Origin of the sequence: Nocardioides sp. NBC_00368 (assembly GCF_036090055.1) — a bacterium.
Classification (GTDB): Bacteria; Actinomycetota; Actinomycetes; order Propionibacteriales; family Nocardioidaceae; genus Nocardioides.
The window spans coordinates 3,176,375-3,196,975 of sequence record NZ_CP107970.1 but is presented as its reverse complement, the minus strand read 5'-3'; the positions used below and the strand labels follow the sequence as shown (position 1 = coordinate 3,196,975).

General features: G+C 69.8%; 16 protein-coding genes and 1 tRNA gene. 9 read left to right on the top strand and 8 right to left on the bottom strand.

All coding sequences use genetic code 11. The annotated features are described in order from the left end of the window. Positions 1 to 31: 31 nt before the first annotated feature. Positions 32 to 1,462, bottom strand: coding sequence for a MocR-like transcription factor YczR (gene yczR / locus OG984_RS15240; RefSeq protein ID WP_328527147.1), 1,431 nt, complete (start codon positions 1,460 to 1,462; stop codon positions 32 to 34). A 45-nt stretch (positions 1,463 to 1,507) separates the two neighbouring features. Between yczR and yczE the strand changes: the two genes are divergently transcribed. Continuing rightward, positions 1,508 to 2,164: a membrane protein YczE gene (yczE, locus tag OG984_RS15235; protein WP_442940903.1), complete on the top strand. Its 657-nt coding sequence runs from the start codon at positions 1,508 to 1,510 to the stop codon at positions 2,162 to 2,164. Between the two features lie 25 nt (positions 2,165 to 2,189). On the opposite strand, the gene OG984_RS15230 is transcribed toward yczE, so the two are convergent. Continuing rightward, positions 2,190 to 2,263 (bottom strand) — tRNA-Arg (locus tag OG984_RS15230). A 468-nt stretch (positions 2,264 to 2,731) separates the two neighbouring features. Between OG984_RS15230 and OG984_RS15225 the strand changes: the two genes are divergently transcribed. Continuing rightward, entirely contained in the window at positions 2,732 to 4,588 is a 1,857-nt protein-coding gene (locus OG984_RS15225) for a hypothetical protein (RefSeq protein ID WP_328527145.1), read from the top strand. A 55-nt stretch (positions 4,589 to 4,643) separates the two neighbouring features. On the opposite strand, the gene OG984_RS15220 is transcribed toward OG984_RS15225, so the two are convergent. Together OG984_RS15220 and OG984_RS15215 are read right to left on the bottom strand one after the other, a co-directional pair. Beyond that, the gene (locus tag OG984_RS15220; protein ID WP_328527144.1) at positions 4,644 to 5,447 is read right to left on the bottom strand and encodes an N-acetylmuramoyl-L-alanine amidase; all 804 of its coding nucleotides are present in this window, start codon (positions 5,445 to 5,447) and stop codon (positions 4,644 to 4,646) included. A 79-nt stretch (positions 5,448 to 5,526) separates the two neighbouring features. Beyond that, positions 5,527 to 6,951 carry an aminopeptidase P family protein gene (locus tag OG984_RS15215; RefSeq protein WP_328527143.1) on the bottom strand — a complete coding sequence of 475 codons (1,425 nt, stop codon included), beginning with the start codon at positions 6,949 to 6,951 and terminating at the stop codon, positions 5,527 to 5,529. Positions 6,952 to 7,074: 123 nt separating this feature from the next. Between OG984_RS15215 and OG984_RS15210 the strand changes: the two genes are divergently transcribed. From OG984_RS15210 to ettA, 5 genes are all read left to right on the top strand, one after another. Then, the gene (locus OG984_RS15210) at positions 7,075 to 8,241 is read left to right on the top strand and encodes a PrsW family intramembrane metalloprotease (RefSeq protein WP_328527142.1); all 1,167 of its coding nucleotides are present in this window, start codon (positions 7,075 to 7,077) and stop codon (positions 8,239 to 8,241) included. After that, complete coding sequence (locus OG984_RS15205) at positions 8,238 to 10,103, top strand: ABC transporter (protein WP_328527141.1); 1,866 nt, start codon at positions 8,238 to 8,240, stop codon at positions 10,101 to 10,103. The genes OG984_RS15210 and OG984_RS15205 overlap by 4 nt, the downstream gene beginning before the upstream one ends. A gap of 42 nt (positions 10,104 to 10,145) precedes the next feature. Continuing rightward, complete coding sequence (locus OG984_RS15200; RefSeq protein ID WP_328527140.1) at positions 10,146 to 11,798, top strand: YfjP family GTPase; 1,653 nt, start codon at positions 10,146 to 10,148, stop codon at positions 11,796 to 11,798. Between the two features lie 167 nt (positions 11,799 to 11,965). Beyond that, on the top strand, positions 11,966 to 12,493 hold the full coding sequence (gene ssb / locus OG984_RS15195) for a single-stranded DNA-binding protein (RefSeq protein ID WP_328527139.1): 528 nt from the start codon (positions 11,966 to 11,968) through the stop codon (positions 12,491 to 12,493). Between the two features lie 80 nt (positions 12,494 to 12,573). Next, positions 12,574 to 14,256, top strand: a complete 1,683-nt coding sequence (gene ettA, locus OG984_RS15190; protein WP_328527138.1) for an energy-dependent translational throttle protein EttA — start codon at positions 12,574 to 12,576, stop codon at positions 14,254 to 14,256. Between the two features lie 88 nt (positions 14,257 to 14,344). Here the strand turns inward: ettA and OG984_RS15185 are convergent, their stop codons facing one another. Then, entirely contained in the window at positions 14,345 to 15,748 is a 1,404-nt protein-coding gene (locus OG984_RS15185; RefSeq protein ID WP_328527137.1) for an MFS transporter, read from the bottom strand. Positions 15,749 to 15,966: 218 nt separating this feature from the next. Between OG984_RS15185 and OG984_RS15180 the strand changes: the two genes are divergently transcribed. After that, positions 15,967 to 16,446, top strand: coding sequence for a MarR family winged helix-turn-helix transcriptional regulator (locus OG984_RS15180; RefSeq protein WP_328527136.1), 480 nt, complete (start codon positions 15,967 to 15,969; stop codon positions 16,444 to 16,446). Positions 16,447 to 16,546: 100 nt separating this feature from the next. Here OG984_RS15180 and OG984_RS15175 read toward each other — a convergent pair whose 3' ends face one another. Beyond that, positions 16,547 to 17,761, bottom strand: coding sequence for an acetyl-CoA C-acetyltransferase (locus OG984_RS15175; protein WP_328527135.1), 1,215 nt, complete (start codon positions 17,759 to 17,761; stop codon positions 16,547 to 16,549). 134 nt (positions 17,762 to 17,895) lie between these two features. Here OG984_RS15175 and OG984_RS15170 point away from each other — a divergent pair, with 134 nt between their 5' ends. Then, positions 17,896 to 18,738, top strand: a complete 843-nt coding sequence (locus tag OG984_RS15170; protein ID WP_328527134.1) for an acyl-CoA thioesterase — start codon at positions 17,896 to 17,898, stop codon at positions 18,736 to 18,738. A 6-nt stretch (positions 18,739 to 18,744) separates the two neighbouring features. Here the strand turns inward: OG984_RS15170 and OG984_RS15165 are convergent, their stop codons facing one another. After that, positions 18,745 to 19,293 carry a hypothetical protein gene (locus tag OG984_RS15165; protein WP_328527133.1) on the bottom strand — a complete coding sequence of 183 codons (549 nt, stop codon included), beginning with the start codon at positions 19,291 to 19,293 and terminating at the stop codon, positions 18,745 to 18,747. Between the two features lie 136 nt (positions 19,294 to 19,429). After that, positions 19,430 to 20,581, bottom strand: a complete 1,152-nt coding sequence (corA, locus tag OG984_RS15160) for a magnesium/cobalt transporter CorA (protein ID WP_328527132.1) — start codon at positions 20,579 to 20,581, stop codon at positions 19,430 to 19,432. Between the last annotated feature and the right edge of the window lie 20 nt (positions 20,582 to 20,601).

The following is a 20,601-nucleotide window of genomic DNA, read 5'->3' as shown; positions in this document are numbered from 1 at the left end:
TCACAACGAGTTCAGGCGAACTTCTTGAGGCTCAGACGACCGCTTCCGAGGTGGTGAGGGCCAGGGCGGGGGTCGAGGCGGCGCGGGGCCAGACCTCGGCGAGGATCTCGATCCCGCGGCGGACGAGGTCGGGTCGCGGCGTGATCGCCAGCCGCAGGTGACGCTCGTAGGCGCCGTCGACGCCGAACCGCGGCCCGGCGGTGACGAGCAGGCCGTGGGGCCGGGCGGCGAGGGTGAGCTGGGAGCTGACCGGTGCGGGCAGGCCGACCCAGGCGGAGAGGCCACCGTCGATGCGCGGCGGCAGCTCCCAGTCGGGGAGGTGCTCGCGCATCGCGTGGTAGAGCGCGGCGCGGCCGGCGGCGAGCTGGTCGGCCCGCTCGCGCAGGATCTCGGGGAGGTGCTGGAACAGGATCGTGGTGACCAGCTGCTCCCAGATCGGGGTGCCGAGGTCGGTGGCCGAGCGGCCGCTGGCGATCTGGGTCAGCAGGACCGGATCAGCGCGGATCCAGCCGACCCGCAGCCCGCCCCACAGCATCTTGCTCGCCGAGCCGATGTGCACGACCCGGGCCTGGTGCTCACCGGCCATCGCGGCCAGCGGCGGGTGGCTCTGGCGGCGGTCGATGTCCAGCTCGGCGGTGGTGTCGTCGGCCACCACGAGGGTGTCGACCTTCGCGGCGGAGTGCAGCAGGCGGAGCCGGTCCTCGGTCGACATCGAGCGAGACGTCGGGTTGTGGAAGTCAGGCATGACGTACGCCATCACGGGGGTGGTGCGGGCGATGGCCGCCTGCATCGCGGGCATGTCCCAGCCGGCGTCGGTGGTGACCGGGCTGGTGATGATCCTGGCACCGGCGAGGCTCAGGGCGTCGTACGCGTTGGGGTAGGACGGGCTCTCGGCGTAGGCCCGGTCACCGCGGCTGATCACGGTGCGGGCGAGCAGGGCGATCGCGCTCTGGCCGCCGGTGGTCACCATGATCTGGTCGGGGTCGGTCGGCAGGCCGCGGGCGGTGTAGCGCGCCGCGATCTCCGCCCGGAGCTCCTCGATGCCCCACAGCGTGTAGCCGGGGCCGGTCATGTGGTCGGCCAGTCGCCGGGTCGCCTCGACGGCGGCCTCGGGGAGTCGCCGGGTGGCCGGCAGGGTGGCCCTGACCAGGTCGATCTCGCCGCCCTCGGTGAAGGAGTCGGGCGCCGTGGGCGGGAGCTTCGTCGTCGTACCCGACCCCTGGACGCTGAGCGCGTAGCCGTGCTCCCGCAGGCGGCGGTAGGCGGCCGTGATCGTGGTGCGGCTCAGCATCAGGCGCTCCGAGAGCTCGCGCTCGGAGGGGAGGCGGACGTCGGCGGAGAGCCGTCCGTCGATCAGCAGCAGCTGGATCCGCTCGGCGAGATTCTCGTAGGCGGGGCCTTCTCCTTGCCACTGGCCGAGCAGGCCAGCGAGTGCAGTGGCACCGATTCTTCCGCGAGGCATGAGTCCACCTTACGCGGATTGGCTTCTTTACCTTCGATTGGACCCGTGATTGGCTTTGCCATTGTGAAGGATCTCTCCGTGAAGTCGCTCTCTTGGTTGATAACTGGACTCTTCTTGTACGGCATCGCACTGGCCTTGCTTCTGCGTGCCTCGCTCGGCGTCGGGCCGTGGAACGTGCTGACCTCGGGTCTGGTCGAGGTCACCGGCATCTCGTTCGGGCTGATGACCAATCTGATCGGGCTCGGCGTGCTGCTGATCTGGATCCCGCTGCGCCAGCGGCCCGGGATCGGGACGGTGCTCAACGTGCTCCTGGTCGGCACCTCGGCCGACATCGGCCTGTGGCTGATCCCGCCCGTCTCCGGCGTGTTCCTGCAGGTCGCGATGTTCGCGGGCGGGCTGTCGCTGCTGGCCGCGGCGACCGGCGTCTACATCGCGCCGGGCCTCGGCCCTGGCCCGCGCGACGGCCTGATGACCGGCCTGCACCAGCGGACCGGTGCCCCGGTCTGGCTCTGCCGCGGGGGTGTCGAGATCACCGTGCTCGCGGTCGGTTGGCTCCTCGGCGGGCTGGTCGGGATCGGCACCGTCGCCGAGGCTCTCCTCATCGGTCCGATGGTGCATCGCACCCTGCCGTTCTTCCGGACCGTGTACGCCGGGAGGGCTGCCTCGGAAGCCGTCGCCGCCGAAACACGCGCGGGCGCATGATTTAACCCACGCAAAATTCCTAGGGCGCCCCCGACAGGATTCGAACCTGTGACCGTCGGATTAGAAGGCCGATGCTCTATCCAGCTGAGCTACGGAGGCGTGGCTCGCGCGAGCACCCCGCCGGAAGGGGGTTTGCGCAGGCCGCGCCCGATCTTACCGGTGCCCGTATCCCATGTGTGCATCGGAAACCGAAACGCTGACCGGAGTGTTACCAAGGTGTGGGGGGTATTTGGGCGCACTGTCCCCACACTGTCGACGTGCGTGTCCGGTTGGCGGACTACGAGGGTTCGAGACTCGACCGGATCATCGGTAAGGTCCCCGGTCATGACTATGGAGTCCATGTGCACCTCGTGCGGTGCAGCCGTCACCGGTATGCGCTTCTGCACAGGTTGTGGGACCCCCGTCAGAAGCGCTCATCAGCCGCCGTCGCAAGGTGCACCGGAGCCGGTCGCACCGCCGCGACTGCCGCAGAGGGGTGCCGATCCTGAGCAGGGTGGTCTGTCGTTGCCGAGGCGTGGGCAGGGAATCTCTGCGCCTGCGCCCGAGGCCGACACGGAGCCGGCCCCGTTGCCGCTCGAGCAGGTCCGACGTACGCCGGGGGCCTCGATGGCGCCCCAGCTGAACATGACCGCGCCCAGCGGTGAGCAGCCCGCCTTCGGTGGCGGTATGGCTCCGCCGCCGGCCGGGTCGGAGGGCGGTGGCCTGTTCGGGCTGGCGGCGCGTACGCCGAAGTTCGAGCCCGAGCTCGCCTCCCAGTCGCAGTCGCTCTTCCTGCCCAAGCGCAGGAAGGTCTCGGAGGAGGCCGAGTCGGTCCCGGAGGAGCCTGCAGCCGAGGCGCCCGCGCCCGAGCGACCCGCGCCCGAGGCGCCCGCGCCGCAGCAGATGCCCGAGCCGCAGATGTCTGAGCAGCCGCAGAGCTTCGAGCCGTTGGCGCCGCTGCCCGAGCGTCAGGCACCGGAGCGTGCCGCGTCCGAGCCGCTGGCCCCGCTTCCCGAACGTGCGACGCCGGAGCGCCCGGTTTCCGAGCCGCTTGCCCCGCTTCCCGAGCGCCAGGCGCCCGAGCACGCAGTGTCGGAGCCGCTGGCCCCGCTTCCCGAGCGTCCGGCCGCCGCGCACAGCCAGAGCACGGAGCACCCGGCGTTCGTCGACTCGGTGCCGCAGATGGGTGGCCCGACCTCCGAGATGACCCATGAGGCGATGCCCCCGATCGAGCGACGCCAGCCGGCGCCGCCTCACCCGGAGGAGACCCTTCGACAGGCTCATGACGACGCGCAGGCCGCGATGAGCCCCCGTTTCGACGGCGTCGAGGAGGCCACCGGCGGCACCCGTCCGCGCGAGGAGTTCGAGCAGTTCGCGCCGCCGCAGGATCAGTTCGACGCCCCGGTACCCGAGGCCCGTTACGACGACCAGGCCGACCAGGGTCAGCAGCCGCCGGCGTACGGCGATCCCGCCTATGCCCCGCTCGCGCCGCAGCTGGAGCCGGACCAGGCTCAGTGGTCCCATCCCCACGACCAGCCCTACGACCAGCCCCAGGACCAGCCGTACGGCCAGTCCTACGACCAGTCCTACGACCACGCGTTCGAGCAGCCCTACGGGCAGCCGCAGGACCCGTCCCAGGACCAGTTCGGGCAGTCGTACGGTGACCCTTACGGCCAGAACATCTACGCCGACGCCACCCTCGTGGGACAGCCGCCGGTCGGGGGCGGGCCGAACACGCCCGCGCCGCCTCCGATGGCGCCCCAGGGCTACGACCCCTACGGGAACGCCTTCGACGCCCGCTACGAGCCGCAGCGCGGCCAGGGTGGTCAGGGCGGTCAGGGTAAGGGTGGCCTGGACCTGAAGCGCTGGGGACTCATCGTCCTGGCGCTGGCCGTCGTGGTCGCGATCATCGCCTTCGTCATCGGTCTGATCAACAACAACGACGACGCCAACGCCAAGACCGGCACCACGACGGGCGCGACGACGACCGCGGGCGGTGCCGCCGCCGAGGCCAAGAAGATCGACGAGCTCATCAAGACCTCGGCCAAGGACAAGGCGGCCATCGGTGCCGCGCAGGCCGATCTCGAGGCCTGCGAGAACATCGAGGAGGCGATCCAGACCTTCGAGGACGCCGCGGCGTCCCGCAAGGAGCTGGCGACGAAGGTCGCCAAGATCGACACCGCCGTCCTCCCGGGCTCGCGGAAGCTCGTGAAGAACCTCGAGTCCGCCTGGATGACCGCCCAGAACGCCGATCTCGCCTTCGCCGCCTGGGGCGAGAAGCGCAAGATCAACGCCGACGGTGAGTGCGTCGGCGGCAAGGGCAAGCTCGAGAAGGCGACCACGCTCAGCCTGGCCAGCCACGACCCGAAGAAGGCGGCCGCCAAGGCCTGGGGCCCGATCGCGGAGGAGTACGGGCTCGAGCCCGTCGAGTGGAAGAAGCTCTGAGCCGAGACGACTGAAGCGAGGCCGAGCGAAGGAGTGACCGCGCGAACCGCGGAGCTCAGCGTGAACGGAGGTACGCCGCCATCGCCCGTGCGATGGCGGCGGCCGTCCGCTGTTGGAACCGGTCGGACTTCAGCAGGCGCGCGTCCTCGGCGTTTCGCATGTTGCCCGTCTCGAGCAGTACCTGCGGCACCGTGGTGAGGTTGAGCCCGGCCAGGTCGTCGCGCTCCACGAAGCCACCCGCACCGTGATAGGACGCCAGCGGCATCCCGGTCCTCCGCATCTCGGTACGCAGCAGCTCGGCGTAGCGCCGCGACGGCTGGACGATCTCGTCGTTGGTGCCCGAGGGCACCGGGATCAGCAGCGAGTAGCCGCGCTCGGTCTCGGCCGCGCCGTCGGCGTGGATGTCGATCGCGACGTCCGCCTTCGCGTCGTTGATGATCCGGGCGCGCTCGTCGATGCACGGCCCGACCCCGTCGTTGCTGGTGCGGGTCATGACCACCTTCGCGCCGGCCTCGCGCAGGTTGGCGGCCAGCTTCGTGGCCACCGCCCAGGTGAAGTCGGTCTCCGGATAGCCGTCCGCCGTCGCGGTGCCGGTCGTGTTGCACGGGCTCCGCGAGCGCCCGTTCCACACCGGCTCGTTGATCACCTCGGGCGCGCCCGCGTTGCCGCCGTTGTGTCCGGGGTCGATCCCGATCACGGCGCCCTCGAAGACGTCGTCCGGAACGGCCGACGCGGACGCCGAGGCGCTCGGCGCCGCCGACGCGGCGGGTTGCTGGCGTGGCGTACGTCCGGGGCTGCAGGCCGTCAGGGCCGAGGCCAGGGCGAGGCAGCCGGCCACGGCGGCCGCTGACCGAGTCACCTCGGTGAGCAGTCGCTGCCCTCGCGGAACTCCACGAGGGCAGTGCTGCTCGACTGAGTTGCCTCGGTCAGCATTCACGTCACAGATACTGGCCCATCCACGCCTCGACGTCGTCGGCCGTGCGGGGCAGGCCCTTGGACAGGTTCACCGAACCGTCGGCGGTGACGACGATGTCGTCCTCGATGCGGATGCCGATGCCGCGCAGCTCCTCGGGGACGAGCTTGTCCTCCTTCTGGAAGTAGAGGCCAGGCTCGACGGTGAGAACCATGCCCTCCTGCAGCGGACCCTCGATGTAGGCCTCCTTCGACGCGGAGGCGCAGTCGTGGACGTCGAGGCCGAGCATGTGGGAGACGCCGTGAAGGGTCCAGCGGGAGTAGGTCTTGTTGTCCTCGGAGAGGGCCTCGTCGACGGACACCGGGAGCAGCCCCAGGTCGTCGAGCCCGTGGGCGAGGATCTCCATCGCGGCGAAGTGACCGGCCCGGAAGGTGACGCCGGGGCGGATCGCCTCGATGCCGGCCTGCTGGGCCTTGTAGACGAGCTCGTAGAGGTTGCGCTGCAGCGGCGTGAACTTCCCGGAGATGGGCAGCGTGCGGGTGATGTCGGCGGTGTAGAGGTTGTGGCCCTCCACGCCCATGTCGAGCAGCACCAGCTCGCCGGGGACGATCGGGCCGTCGTTGTCGATCCAGTGGAGCGTGGTGGCGTGCGACCCGCCGCCGACGATCGAGTCGTAGCCGAGGTCGTTGCCCTCGGCACGCGCGCGCCGGAAGAAGGTGCCCTCGATCCAGCGCTCGCCGTGCTTCAGCACCTGGTGCCACTCGCGCACCGCGTCGGTGAAGCCGCGCACGGTGATGTCGCAGGCTTCCTGCAGCTCACCCAGCTCCCACTCGTCCTTGATCAGGCGCAGCTCGGAGAGCGCCTTGGCGAACTCCTCGTCGCGGCCGCCCTCGGCCGGGCCGACCAGCTTGTCGACGTCGGTCGAGACGCCTCGGAGCACTCGGGTCGGGGTGCTGCCGGAGAGCGCGGACTCGAGCTGGTCGACGTGGCGCACCTCGATGCCCAGCGAGTCGGAGAGCTCACGGGCCGAGGGACGCGCACCGGCCCAGAGCGCGCCGTACTGACGGTCGCGGAAGAACTCGTCGGTGTCGCGACCGCTGCGCGGGCGGGCGTACAGCACCGAGCTGCCGTCGGGCTCGATCACGACGACGGCGTCGGAGGTCTGGTTGCCGGTCAGGTGCACGTGGGCGGTGTCGGCGCGGAAGCGGTAGTCGGTGTCGTTGGCGCGGACCTTGTAGGTGCCGGCCGGAACGACCAGGCGCTCGCCCGGGAAGATCCCCGCGAGCCGCTCCCTGCGCGCGGCCGCCCACGGCGTGATCGGATGCTCGGGAACCTCGACCTCGCGGTCGTCCCAGCCCTCCCTCATGAAGTTGGACCAAGCCTCCGGAACCGTCTGGTCGTGGCTCTCGGTGTGGTCGTCTGCAGGGGTGGGGGCGCCGTTGTCCGTCATATGGGAATCGTACGCCGCGCCGTGCCGAGGACGCTCGTGAGTTCCCTGGCCACGGGGGCCGTGAGGGTGTCCGATCGGTGTCTGGTCGCACGTGCGGTCCGGACGCCCGATAGTCTGGCGCGCATGGGGGCGATCCCGAAGGATCCGACAAGAAGCAGCCGCACGTTCACCATCGTGGTGGGCGTGCTTGTCGTGCTGACCTCGCTGCCGGTGCTCGGGGTCGTCCTGCTGAGCACGAGCGTGGTCGACAACCAGCTCGCTCCGACCGGCGCGATCCTCGGGGTGCTCTTCGCGGCCGTCCCGGTGGTGCCGCTGGTCTACGCCTTCCTGTGGCTGGACCGCTACGAGCCCGAGCCGAAGTCGCTGCTGGCCCTCGGCCTGGGGTGGGGCGCCTTCATCGCGGTGGCGGCGGCGCTGATCGTGCAGAGCGTCGGGGCGCTGCTCGCCGGGTGGAACGAGGCGACCCAGCTCGCGATCGTCGCACCGGTCACCGAGGAGGCGGCCAAGGGGCTCTTCCTCTTCGTGCTGCTGGTCTGGCGACGCCACCTCCTCGACGGTGTCCTCGACGGGATCGTCTACGCCGGCATGGTCGGCATCGGCTTCGCCTTCACCGAGAACATCCTCTACCTCGGCGGCACCTACAACGGCACACCCGGCATGGGCGACAGCTCGGCCGGACATATCGGCGAGTTCACCGTCGTCTTCGTGATGCGCTGCCTGTTCAGCCCCTTCGCCCACCCGCTCTTCACCGCCTTCACCGGCATCGGCATCGGCGTCGCGGTGGTGACCCGCAAACGCTGGCTGAAGATGGTCGCGCCGGTCCTCGGCTACGCGGTTGCGGTGCTCACCCACGGCACCTGGAACGGTTCGACGCTGCTCTTCGACGGGGCCGGCTTCCTGCTGGCGTACGTCGTCCTGATGGTGCCCGCGTTCGTCTCGATGGTGGTCTTCGCGATCTGGCGCCGGAAGTCCGAGCGCATCGTGCTGACCCGGTCGCTGACCGACGCGGCCCAGCGGGGACTGATCCCCTACACCGACATCGGCTGGGTGGTCGATCTGCAGCGGCGGGATCAGGCGCGGAGGTTCGCGTCGACCCATGGAGGGGCTCAGGGGGTTGCGGCGATGCGTGAATACCAGCAGGCTGCGATCGAGCTCGGATACTTGCACTGGCGATTCCTGCGCGGCAACCCGCCGCCAGACTTCGCCGCCCGGGGGAGGGCATACGTTGACCGCATCAGTGAGGTACGTCCGCACATCGCGTTCCCGAGCGGACAGGTGATGACAGGATGACCGAGGAACAGGCACACGACGACAGAGCTCCGGACCTCGCTCCGGAGTCGGGTCCGACCGCCTACGAGGCGCAGACGGCGGGGATGCTCGCCGAGAAGCCGACGACCGAGTTCGAGGCCGCCAAGGCCGCGATCCTGGCCGCCGGCGGCGAGAGCAACCGGATGGTCACCGCGCTGGTGAAGCTCCACCAGGCGCTGACCGAGGTCACCCTGCCGCTGGACCTGCCCGGCGCCGACGAGCAGCGCGCCGCGCGGCAGACCATGGTCGAGCAGCTCGAGGACTACATCATCCCGCGGATGATGACCATCGACGCGCCCATGCTCGCGGTCGTGGGCGGCTCCACCGGCGCCGGCAAGTCGACGCTGGTCAACTCGCTGGTGGGCACCAAGGTGACCACGCCGGGCCTGCTGCGGCCGACGACTCGCTCGCCGGTGCTGGTGCACAACCCGGAGGACGGCCGCTGGTTCGGTCAGGACCGCCTGCTTCCGGAGCTGGAGCGGGTCGACCACCCGACCAACGACCCCGGGGCGCTGCAGCTGGTCGCCAGCGACCGGCTCCACCCGGGCCTGGCGATCCTGGATGCGCCCGACGTCGACTCGGTCGAGGAGGCCAACCGCGTTCTCGCGGCCGAGCTGCTCGCCGCGGCCGACCTGTGGATCTTCGTCACCTCGGCCGCGCGCTACGCCGACCAGGTGCCGTGGGAGTTCCTGCAGCTGGCTGCCAACCGCTCCACCGCGGTGGCCGTCGTGCTCGACCGCACCCCGACCGAAGCCGTCCAGACCGTCGCCGGCCACCTGGCCCGGATGCTGGCCTCGCGCGGCCTCAAGGACTCCCCGCTGTTCATCGTCCACGAGGGCGAGGTCTCCGAGGCCGGGCTGCTGCCGGCCGAGCACGTCGCCGAGGTACGCGCCTGGCTCGACATGCTCGCCGACGACGCCACCGCGCGACACCAGGTCGTCACCCAGACGCTCGACGGTGCGGTGCGCGCGCTGACTCTCGAGGTCCACCCGATCGCGGACACCGCGGACGGTCAGGGAGAGGCGGCGCAGCGGCTGCGTGCGGATGCGGACATGGCCTACGACGACGCGCTCAGGTCGATCATGGCGGCGACCGCCGACGGCACGCTGCTGCGTGGCGAGGTGCTCGCCCGCTGGCAGGAGTTCGTCGGCACCGGCGAGATCCTCAAGGCGCTCGAGAGCCGGGTCGGGATGATCCGCGACCGGATCCTGGGCTCGATCAAGGGCAAGCCCCAGCAGGCCGAGCGGGTGACCGCGGCCGTGCAGGGTGGCCTGGAGATGCTGATCCTCGAGCAGTGCGAGGCAGCCGCCGAGAGGGCCGAGGCGGCCTGGCAGATGAGCCCGGCGGGACGCGGGCTGCTGGCAGCCGGCCCCGCCGACCTCGGCCGGGCCTCGCGAGCGCTGCGGCCCAAGGCCGAGCGCGCGGTGCGCGACTGGCAGCAGGACGTGCTCGACATGGTTCGCAGCGAGGGTCAGGACAAGCGTACGACTGCGAAGTTCCTCTCCTACGGGGTCAACGGCCTCGGCGTCGCGCTGATGGTGGTCGTCTTCGCCTCGACCGGAGGAGCGCTCGTCGGTGCCGAGGTGGGCATCGCCGGCGGCACGCTCCTGCTCGGCCAGAAGCTGCTGGAGGCGGTCTTCGGCGACCAGGCCGTGCGCGGGCTGGCCTCCAAGGCGCGCAAGGCGCTGGAGGTACGCATCGTGGGGCTCGTCGACGAGGAGCGTGCGCGCTACACAGGACAGGTCGACGCGCTGCAGATCGATCAGGGTGCACCGGAGCGACTGCGGCACGCCGCGCGTAAGGTCGGCGACGCCCGGTTCGCCAGCCAGCGCGGCGAGGACTGAGACTTGTCAGACTGTGTCTGACCAAGACGTGAAGGGGGACCATTGAGCGGCCTGCTCGAAGGTGCGAAGAACCTGGTCAGCCGGGGTGGAGACCTCGGTGATCGACTGGACGGACTGACCGCTGCGACCACCGCCGCGACGGGACGCCTCGACGACGGGCTCGTCGAGGAGGCGCGCACCGTGGTCAACAAGGCCCAGGGACGCCTGAAGCTCTCCGCCGACCACACGGTCGTCGGGGTCGCCGGGGCGACCGGGTCGGGCAAGTCGTCCACGTTCAACGCCCTGACCGGGCTGGAGCTCTCCGCCGTCGGCGTCCGCCGGCCGACCACGTCGTGGGCGACCGCGTGCGTGTGGGGCTCGGAGGGTGCGCAGGAGCTGCTCGAGTGGCTGGGCATCCCCGAGCGTCACCAGACCACGCGCGACTCGATGCTCGACACCCGCCGCGAGGGGCACGAGCTCGACGGGGTCGTGCTCCTGGACCTCCCCGACCACGACTCCACCGAGGTCTCCCACCATCTCGAGGTCGACCGTCTGGTCGAGCTCGCCGACATGCTGGTGTGGGTGCTCGACCCGCAGAAGTACGCCGACGCGGCCATCCACGACCGCTACCTGCAGCCGCTCCGGACCCACTCCGAGATCATGGTCGTGGTGCTCAACCACATCGACCGCGTGCCGGAGGACCGCCGCGAGTCGATGCTGGGGGACGTACGCCGGCTGCTGGATCAGGACGGGCTGCGCAACGTCCCGGTGATCCCGGTCTCGGCCAAGCTCGGCTGGGGGATCCCGCAGCTCAAGACCGAGATCGCCCAGCGGGCCGCGGCGAAGCGCGCCAACAAGTCCCGGCTCTCGGCCGACATCAAGTCCGCCGCGGTCAAGCTCGCCAAGGCGTCCGGCGATGCCAAGCCGCGCTCCCTGGCCAAGCCGCGCGTCGAGGCGCTCGAGGACGCCATCGCGGAGGCCGCGGGGGTGCCGACCGTGGTCGACGCGGTCGAGCGTTCCGTACGCACCCGGGCTCGTGCGGCCACCGGCTGGCCGCTTGTCTCCTGGGTCTCCCGGCTCAAGCCCGACCCCTTGAAGCGCCTTCACCTCGCGCTGGGCGAAGAGGCGACCCAGCTGGCCGGGCGCGCCCGGACCTCGCTGCCGCAGACCACCGCGGTCGAGCGGGCCAGGGTCGACACCGAGGTCCGTCAGCTGGCCGACGAGGCCGGTGCCGGGCTCGCCTCGCCGTGGCGCGACGCGATCCGGCGGGCCTCGGTCTCGCGGATGGGCGACCTCGCCGACAGGCTCGACGCCTCGGTCGGCGGTGTCGACCTCAACGCCGAGCGGCTGCCGCTGTGGACCGGGCTGGTCAAGGCTCTCCAGTGGCTGCTGATCGTCGTCGCCGGCGTCGGGCTGGTGTGGTCGGTGGCGCTGCTCCTCTCCGGGGCCGCTCAGGTCGGTGAGGTGACGCCTTCGGTCGCCGGGGTCGAGCTGCCCTACGTGATGTTCATCGGAGGCGTCGGGCTCGGGCTGCTGCTGTGGTGCGTGTGTCATCTGCTGGTGATCAGCACCGCCCGGCGGCGGGCGCGGGTGGCTGACGCGCGGTTGCGTACGGCGGTCGCCGAGGTCTCCCGCGAGCTCGTCGTCGACCCGATCGAGACCGAGCTGGCGGCCTACACCGCGCTCCGGCACGGGGTGGCCAAGGCGCTGCGCTGACCTGGAGGCTGCGCTGACCTGGAGGTCGGGCCGATCACTGTCCACAGGGACGGTTCGATCCGGGGTTGTCCACAGGCGGACGTACGCCGCCTGGAACTGTCGGTGGTCGAGCGCAGGGTTGTCTCCGAGGCCCGCACCAGGCGGGCGCGAACACTGAGGAGACAATGATGAACGACTCGATCATCACCCTGCGTGGCTACGTCGGCGCCGACCCTGTGGTGCGCAGCGTCGGTGAGGTGTCGGTGGCCAACTTCCGGATCGCGTGCACCCCGCGGAAGTTCAACCGGGCGTCCGGCGAGTGGAGCGACGGCGTGACCCAATGGTTCACGGTGAGTGCCTGGCGCCAGCTGGGGGAGAACGTCGGTCGCTCGCTGCGCAAGGGCGACCCCGTCGTCGTCCAGGGCCGGCTGAGCGCCCGCAGCTACGTCAACAAGGACGGTCTCGAGGTCAACACCTTCGAGGTCGAGGCGAACGTTGTCGGCCACGATCTCAATCGCGGCATGACCAGCCTCTCGCGCAACCCGCGCTCCCTGGCCGCGGTGGCCGCTCCCGCTCCTGAACCTCACGACGACGACCCCGAGCGCGACCCGATCGCCGACTGGCGTGCGCCCGGATCGGACCCGTGGGAGGAGAAGCCTGCGACCGCCGACGAGCCCGAGGCGACCGCCGAGACGGAGAGCTCCGTGGCGGCCTGAGGTGGGTCGGGCGCCCGCCGGGCCGGCGGCGGGGTGCGCCGGTTGTACCGGCGTACCTCTCCCTCATTAGGGTGGGCCCTATGGCCGACTACATCCTCTCCCTGCGCAATGTGCGCAAGGCCCATGGCGACAAGGTCGTCCTCGACAACGTCACCCTCTCGTTCCTGCACGGTGCCAAGATCGGCGTCGTCGGCCCGAACGGTATGGGTAAGTCCTCGCTGCTCAAGCTGATGGCGGGGCTCGACCATCCCAACAACGGCGACATCGTCCGCGACCAGGACGCGACGGTCGGGATGCTCCAGCAGGAGCCGCCGCTGACCGAGGGCAAGACCGTCCTCGAGAACGTCGAGGAGGCGGTCGGCGAGATCAAGGCGAAGATGAAGCGCCTCGAGGACGCCTACATGGAGATGGGCGACCCCGACGCCGACCAGGACGCCCTGATGGCCGAGACCGGTGAGCTCCAGACCTACCTCGACAACATCAACGCCTGGGACATCGACTCCAAGCTGGAGCAGGCGATGGACGCGCTGCGCTGCCCTCCGGGCGACGCGATCGTCGACAACCTCTCCGGTGGTGAGCGCCGCCGGGTCGCGCTGTGCAAGCTGCTCCTGCAGGAGCCCGACCTGCTGCTCCTCGACGAGCCCACCAACCACCTCGACGCCGAGTCGGTGCAGTGGCTGGAGGGTCACCTGAAGAGCTACAAGGGTGCCGTCCTGGCCGTCACCCACGACCGCTACTTCCTCGACAACGTCGCCGAGTGGATCGCCGAGGTCGACCGCGGCTCGATCCACGGCTACGAGGGCAACTACTCCACCTACCTGGAGACCAAGAAGGAGCGTCTCAAGGTCGAGGGCCTCAAGGACGCCAAGCGCGCCCGGATGCTCGAGAAGGAGCTGGAGTGGGTCCGCTCCAACGCCAAGGCTCGCCAGACCAAGTCGAAGTCGCGTCTGGCGCGCTACGAGGAGCTCGCTGCCGAGGCCGACAAGGCCCGCAAGATCGACACCGCCGACATCAACATCCCGCCGGGCCCGCGCCTGGGCGACGTGGTGATGGAGGCGAAGGGCCTGACCAAGGGCTTCGAGGGTCGCACGCTGTGGGACGACATCTCCTTCTCACTCCCTCGTGCCGGCATCGTCGGCATCGTCGGTCCGAACGGCGTCGGCAAGACCACCCTGTTCCGGATGATCACCGGCTCCGAGACGCCCGACGCCGGCGAGCTCAACGTCGGCCAGACCGTGAAGATCTCCTACGTCGACCAGAGCCGCGGCGGCATCGACCCCAACAAGAACGTCTGGGAGGTCGTCTCCGACGGCCTGGACTTCATCAAGGTCGCCAACTTCGAGATGAACTCGCGGGCCTACGTCGCCTCCTTCGGCTTCAAGGGTCCCGACCAGCAGAAGAAGGCCGGCGTCCTCTCCGGCGGTGAGCGCAACCGTCTCAACCTCGCGCTCACCCTGAAGCAGGGCGGCAACATGCTGCTGCTCGACGAGCCGACCAACGACCTCGACGTCGAGACGCTCTCCTCGCTCGAGGACGCGCTGCTCGACTTCCCCGGCTGCGCCGTGGTCACCTCCCACGACCGGTGGTTCCTCGACCGCGTCGCCACCCACATCCTCGCCTGGGAAGGCACCGAGGAGAAGGAGGGCGAGTGGTTCTGGTTCGAGGGCAACTTCGAGTCCTACGAGGCCAACAAGATCGAGCGCCTCGGTCTCGAGGCCGCCCGCCCCCACCGCGTCACCCACCGTCGCCTCACCCGCGACTGATTCCAACCCCAGCCGACTCGGCGCGTCTGTCTCGTACGGACGCGCCGAGTCGGCGCGTTCTGACCGAAACCCCTGCCGTGTCGGCTCGTTATGACGAGCCGAGACGACCGGAGCGAGGTCGAGTGGCGAGCTTGCTCGTCCGCTCGCGCCGAGCGAGGGAGTAACCGCGCGAAGCGCGGACTCGACCGGTTTCGGCGTCAGGTTGAGCCGACTCGGCGATCAGGGCGGGACGTACGCCGTTCACGGCGGGGGTGATCCGGCGCTCGAGTCGCAGCGAGCCGGCGACGATGCCGACGCAGCCGACCACCATCAGCGCGATGAACATCGTCGACTGGCCGTGCTCGAGCAGGAATCCGGCCAGGATCGGGCCGACGATCGCTCCGGTCTGGAACGACGCCGAGTTGATCGCGTTGTAGCGCCCACGCAGATGGTCGGGCGCCATCTCGTTCGTCAGTGCCGGGAAGGCCGACTGCATCAGCGTCTCGCCCAGCGCGAAGAACAGGCCTTGGAATGCGACCACGCCGACGATGGCGGCCACCGAGCCCGGCACCAGGCCGGTCGACCCGAACACCACCCAGGCGAAGGCCCAGATCGCCGCGGTGGCGATGAGCACCCGGGTGCGCCGCCGACCGCTGACCCGGTTCATCACCCAGAACTGGGCGAGCACGATCACCGCGCAGTTCACGACGAACGCGAAGCCGACGACCCGGGTGGAGACCTCGGAGATCTGACGCGAGTAGGCCGGGAACCCACTCTCGATCTGGCCGTAGCCCAGGGTCGAGAGCAGCACTCCGATCACCACCAGCCAGATGACCTCGGGGCGGCGCAGGATCGTGGCGTACGACGCGGTCGCGTGGGGCTCGTCGGCCGCGGGCCGCGCGGCGCGTCCGTGCAGATGACGCAGCGGGCCGAGCAGGACGAGGGCCGGGATCGTGAAGGTGGCGGCGTTGCCGAGGAAGGCGTAGGTGAACGTCTCGGGCTGCGTCACGTCGATGAAGAGACCGCCGATGACGCCGCCGACGCCGATACCGAGGTTGATCAGGGCGAAGTTCACGCCGTAGTAGCGCTGTCGGAGCTCACCCTCGACCACCGTCGCTACCAATGCGTTGGCGGCAGGCCAGGAGACGCCGGCCTGGACCCCCAGCAGGCACAGCGCCGCGGCGGCGAGCACCGGGGTGGCGGCGAAGGCGAGCATGATGTCGCCGGCGATCGCGCAGACCAGGCCGCCGAGGATCACCGGCCGGGCGCCGTACCTGTCGATCAAGGAGCCTGCCGGGCCGGTGACCACGAAGCCGACGATGGCGATCAGACCCATCAGGGTGCCGGCGAGGCCCAGGTCGAAGCCGCGTACCTCATGCAGGTAGATGATCGTGAACGGCAGTGTCATGCCGCGGCCGAGGAGCTGGATCGCGACCGTCGCCAGGAGCCATCGGCCCTCGCGTGGAAGTGCGGCTAGGAAGTCACGGAGTCCGAGGGCAGGGGGAGTCGACACCGCCCAATCTTCGCCTTTACCTGAATCGGTGGCGAATTGTTTCTTGCGTCCCGGATCTGCGGGGGCGGGCTAAGGTCCTGGCCGAGTTCTGGCCTTGGTCCCGGCCCTCGTAGGGCTCTCGTCCCGGGTCCGGTTCGAGTCGGCGAGGGCGAATTCCTCGCCCTTAAATGGGTGCCAGTGCATGGAACGGTGCGGACGCCGGGCTAACGTAATGCCCCGTGGGTGATGAGACTCGGTGGCTGGACGAAGAGCAACAGCGCTCCTGGCGTGCGCTGATGATGGGGATGACTCTGCTCGATGACCGCCTGGATGCCGATCTACGCGCTCAGTTCGACATCTCGCTGCCGGAGTACGAGATCCTCGTACGTCTCTCCGAGAACGACGGCGCGATGCGGATGGCGCAGCTCGCCGACTCCTTGGCCCACTCGCGCTCCCGGGTCACCCACACGATCACTCGGATGGAGCGTGCCGGGCTCGTCGAGCGCCGCAACTCAGCCGAGGACGGCCGTGGTGTCGTCGCCACGCTGAGCGACCGTGGCTTCGCACTGCTGCGCGAGGCGGCACCGGTCCACGTCACCGGCGTGCGTGACTACCTCATCGATCTGGTCAGTCCGGAGGACTTCGCCGCCCTGGGGCGCGTGATGAACACGGTCTCGGACCACCTCATCAGCGACCGTCCCGGCATCGAGATGCGCTGACAGCTGGGACAGACGCGCCGACTCGGCGCGCATGCCTGGGACAGACGCGCCGACTCGGCGCGCATGCCTGGGGCAGACGCGCCGAGTCGGCGTGGGTGTGTCAGATGCGCTCGAGGATCATGGCCATGCCCTGGCCGCCGCCGACGCACATGGTGATCAGACCGGTGGTCTTGTCGTGCCAGTCGAGGCTGTTGAGCATGGTGTTCTGCAGGCGCGCGCCGGTCATGCCGAAGGGGTGACCGACGGCGATGGCGCCACCGTTGATGTTGAGGCGGTCGATGTCGATGCCGAGGTCCTGGTAGGACGGGATCACCTGGGCCGCGAAGGCCTCGTTGATCTCGACCAGGTCGATGTCGCCGATCGACATACCGGCGTACTTCAGCGCGTTCCGGGTCGCCTCGACCGGGCCGAGGCCCATGATCTCGGGGGAGAGGCCGGAGACACCGGTGGACACGATCCGCGCGAGCGGGGTGACGCCGAGCTCGGCGGCCTTGTTGTCGGACATGACCACGACGGCCGCCGCGCCGTCGTTGAGGGCGCAGCAGTTGCCGGCGGTGACGGTGCCGTCCTCGCGGAAGACCGGCTTGAGGCCGGAGATGGCCTCCAGGGTGACGCCGGCGCGGGGGCCGTCGTCGGCGGAGACGACGGTGCCGTCAGGGGTGGTGACCGGGGTGATCTCGCGGGCCCAGAAGCCGTCCGCGATGGCCTTCTCGGCGAGGTTCTGCGAGCGTACGCCGAACTCGTCCATCTCCTGGCGGGAGATGCCGCGCGAGGTCGCGAGGTTCTCCGCGGTCTGGCCCATGGCGATGTAGACGTCGGGCAGCAGGCCGTCCTCGCGCGGGTCGTGCCACTTCTCGTTGGAGGCGGCGGTCGCGGCGGTCCGCGACTGCGCGTCGTCGAAGAGGTGGTTGACGGTGTCGGGCAGGTGGTCGGAGGTGCCCTTGACGAAGCGGGACACGGTCTCGACGCCGGCCGAGACGATGATGTCGGCCTCGCCGGCCTTGATCGCGTGCAGCGCCATCCGCGAGGTCTGCACCGAGGAGGAGCAGTAGCGGGTGATGGTCGCGCCGGGAACCTTGTCCCAGCCGTTGAGCACGGAGACGACGCGGCCCATGTTGTTGCCGGACTCACCGCCCGGCAGGCCACAGCCCAGCAGCAGGTCGTCGATGTCGTTCGGGTCGAGACCCTCCACCTTCCCGACGGCTTCCTTGGTGATCAGGGCGGCGAGGTCGTCGGGACGGAAGTCCTTCAGAGATCCCTTGTTGGCTCGCCCGATCGGGGTGCGGGCGGCGGCGACGATGACTGCCTCAGGCATGAAGACTCCCGGTTACTGATGAGTAGAGGACTGTGGTCGACACCATACTCGCCCGCCCGCTCCGTGGTGACCAGGCCCAGTGCCCAAGATGGTCTGGAAGGATCGGCCGCGTGCGCCACCTCTACGAATGCCCCATGCGTTGGGCCGACCTCGACATGCTCGGCCACGTCAACAACGTCGTCTACGTCGACTACCTCCAAGAGGCGCGCGTGGACATGTTGCGCACGCATGCCCGAAGCCCGCAGACCCAGGGGCTGGCCGAGGGTGTCGTGGTGGCCAGCCACCAGGTCACGTACGTCGCCCCGCTGCTCTTCGACTTCACGCCGGTCTACGTCGAGTCCTGGGTGACCGACATCCGGGCGGCGAGCTTCACGATGGCCTACGAGATCTTCCGCACCGAGCCGGACGGCACCCGCAAGGTCTTCCTGCGGGCGAGCACGGTCCTGGCGCCGTACGTCTTCGCCACCGAGTCGCCGCGCCGGCTCAAGCCGGAGGAGAAGGCCAACCTCGAGCCCTATCTCGAGGCCGATCCGGAGGGGTGGACGCCGAAGCCGCTCGCCCTGGGCGACCCGAAGCGTCTCGAGGCCGGCCACTTCCCGCTCTACGTCCGGTTCTCCGACGTCGACGCCTACGGGCACGTCAACAACGTGAAGTACTTCGAGTACTTCCAGGAGTCGCGGGTGGCGCTGATGCAGCGGCTCAGGTCGCACCGCGGGATCGACTCCTGGCCGGCGGTCGTCGTCGCGCAGACCGACGTCTCCTACCACGCGCCGATCCTCGCCCGCTCGGAGCCGTACGACGTGTGGAGCCACGTCTCCCGGCTGGGCACGAAGTCGATGACGATCGAGTCCGAGATCGCCGACGGCGATCTCAGGCTCGCCCGTGGGCAGGTCACGCTGGTCTTCTACGACCTGGAGTCCGGGAAGGCCGTCGAGCCGAGCCCCGAGGTGCGCGCGGCGATCGAGAGCGTGCTCTAGACGACCTCAGTCGCGCTGGTCGCGGTCGTCGCAGTCGTAGCGGCGGTCATAGCGGTCGTCACGGTCGTAGCGGTCCTCGCGCCGGCAGTCGTCGCCGTTGCCGTCGCGTGCGTCGTCCCACTCGTCCCAGTCGCCCCACTCCCAGCCGTCCTGGCTGACCGTGAAGCCGTGCTCGGGAGAGGCCGGGCCGGAGGACTCGGCGGGCTTCTCGGCAGCGCGTGCTTTCCGTGCGCTCAGCGTTCTGTCGTCGCTCGGGGCCTGGGTGTCGTCCGGTGCCGGACCGGAGGGTGCGAGGAGGTCGCGGGACACCAGCTCGGTGGTGAGCGAGGCGTCCGGGGGAGGAGGCAGCGTCCCGACCGAGGTGTCCTCGGCGGCGTCGACGGGCTCCGGCGGGCCTGAGGGGCCGTCGGCGAGCGGAACCTGCGGGCCGTTCGCCTGTGTCGGAGGCTGGCTCGACTGGTCCGGGCCCGTCACACGTGGGATGAGCAGTGCCAACGCGATCACGGCGACGAGGACGAATCCGACTCCGACGATGGCCCGCTGAATTGCCTGCATGCGCCCTCCGAGATGGCTCTGATCCGCAGAATGTTGTGCTTGAGTCCAGTAGCCTCTCAGTGCTTGTGGCGGTTGTCGAGAAACGGGACCTTTGTCAGCGTTTCCCGACCCACGCCACCAGCAGCCTGCGTTCGCCTCAGATCCAGTTGCGGCGGCGGAAGAGGATGTAGAGCACGACGTTGACGGTCAGCATCAGCCCGAGCGCCATGAAGTAGCCGTAGCGCCACTGCAGCTCGGGCATGAACTCGAAGTTCATCCCGTAGACCGTGCCGACCAGCGTGGGAGCGAACAGGATGGCCGCCCAGCCGGAGATCTTCTTGACCTCGTCGTTCTGCTGCACGCTGAGCTCGCTGAGCGCCTTCATCTCCTCGTTCTGCTGCTGGGCGACCAGGGTGGCGTTGACGGTGAGGATGTCGCGCAGCAGGTTGCGGAACTCGTCGATCTGCTCGACGGTGCCGATCACGTGGTCCTCGACGTCGCGCAGGTAGCGCTGCAGCTCCTCGTCGGTGCGGTACTTGGAGAATCCGGCGGCCAGGGAGCGTACGACACCAAGCAGGGGGCGGGTCGCCCGCTGGAACTCGACCACCTCGCGGGAGAGCTCGTAGATACGGCGGGACACCTGGGTGTCGCCGCGGAACATCTCGGTCTCGATCTCGTCGATGTCGTTGGCGAGTCCGGCCACGACCGGCGCGTAGCCGTCGACGACGCGGTCGAGGATGGCGTACAGCACCGCCTCCGGGCCGAGCCGCAGCAGATCCGGGTTGCTCTCCATCCGGCGGCGTACGGGGGAGAGGTCGGGCTGGGCGCCGTGACGCACGGTGAGCACGAAGTCGGGGCCGATGAACAGGTGGAGCTCACCGAAGTCGATGTCCTCGGTCTCGTCGACGTACCAGGCCGCGCGCAGGACCACGAACAGGGTGTCGTCGTAGCGCTCGATCTTCGGCCGCTGGTGGGCCAGGATCGCATCCTCCACAGCGAGCTCGTGCAGGCCGAACTCCTCGGCCAGCGAGGCCAGCTCGTGCTGGTTGGGCTGGTAGAGACCGATCCAGGCCATCGCGTCGTCGTGCTCGTGGAGCGAGCGGTAGGTGTCGGCCAGCGTCGAGGGTGAGTCGACACGGTCGCCGCCGACGTAGACGGCGCTGTCGATCATGCTGCCGCGAGTCACCGGCGTCGGCATCGAGGACCGGCCACCCCCACCCTGCGGCGAGGTCGTCGGCGGAACCTTCGGCGGGTCGGAACGGCGCTGCCTGGTGAGGGCGCGCAGGGACTTGAACGGGCGCTCGGACATGGGTGGCCTCCTGGATGCTG

What these genes read in the sequence shown, in the direction of transcription:
- yczR (WP_328527147.1), bottom strand. Translation starts at nt 1,462, where the DNA reads ATGCCTCGCGGAAGAATCGGTGCCACTGCACTCGCTGGCCTGCTCGGC.
- OG984_RS15215 (WP_328527143.1), bottom strand. Translation starts at nt 6,951, where the DNA reads ATGACGGACAACGGCGCCCCCACCCCTGCAGACGACCACACCGAGAGC.
- OG984_RS15210 (WP_328527142.1), top strand. Translation starts at nt 7,075, where the DNA reads ATGGGGGCGATCCCGAAGGATCCGACAAGAAGCAGCCGCACGTTCACC.
- OG984_RS15205 (WP_328527141.1), top strand. Translation starts at nt 8,238, where the DNA reads ATGACCGAGGAACAGGCACACGACGACAGAGCTCCGGACCTCGCTCCG.
- ssb (WP_328527139.1), top strand. Translation starts at nt 11,966, where the DNA reads ATGAACGACTCGATCATCACCCTGCGTGGCTACGTCGGCGCCGACCCT.
- ettA (WP_328527138.1), top strand. Translation starts at nt 12,574, where the DNA reads ATGGCCGACTACATCCTCTCCCTGCGCAATGTGCGCAAGGCCCATGGC.
- OG984_RS15175 (WP_328527135.1), bottom strand. Translation starts at nt 17,761, where the DNA reads ATGCCTGAGGCAGTCATCGTCGCCGCCGCCCGCACCCCGATCGGGCGA.
- OG984_RS15170 (WP_328527134.1), top strand. Translation starts at nt 17,896, where the DNA reads ATGCGTTGGGCCGACCTCGACATGCTCGGCCACGTCAACAACGTCGTC.
- OG984_RS15165 (WP_328527133.1), bottom strand. Translation starts at nt 19,293, where the DNA reads ATGCAGGCAATTCAGCGGGCCATCGTCGGAGTCGGATTCGTCCTCGTC.
- corA (WP_328527132.1), bottom strand. Translation starts at nt 20,581, where the DNA reads ATGTCCGAGCGCCCGTTCAAGTCCCTGCGCGCCCTCACCAGGCAGCGC.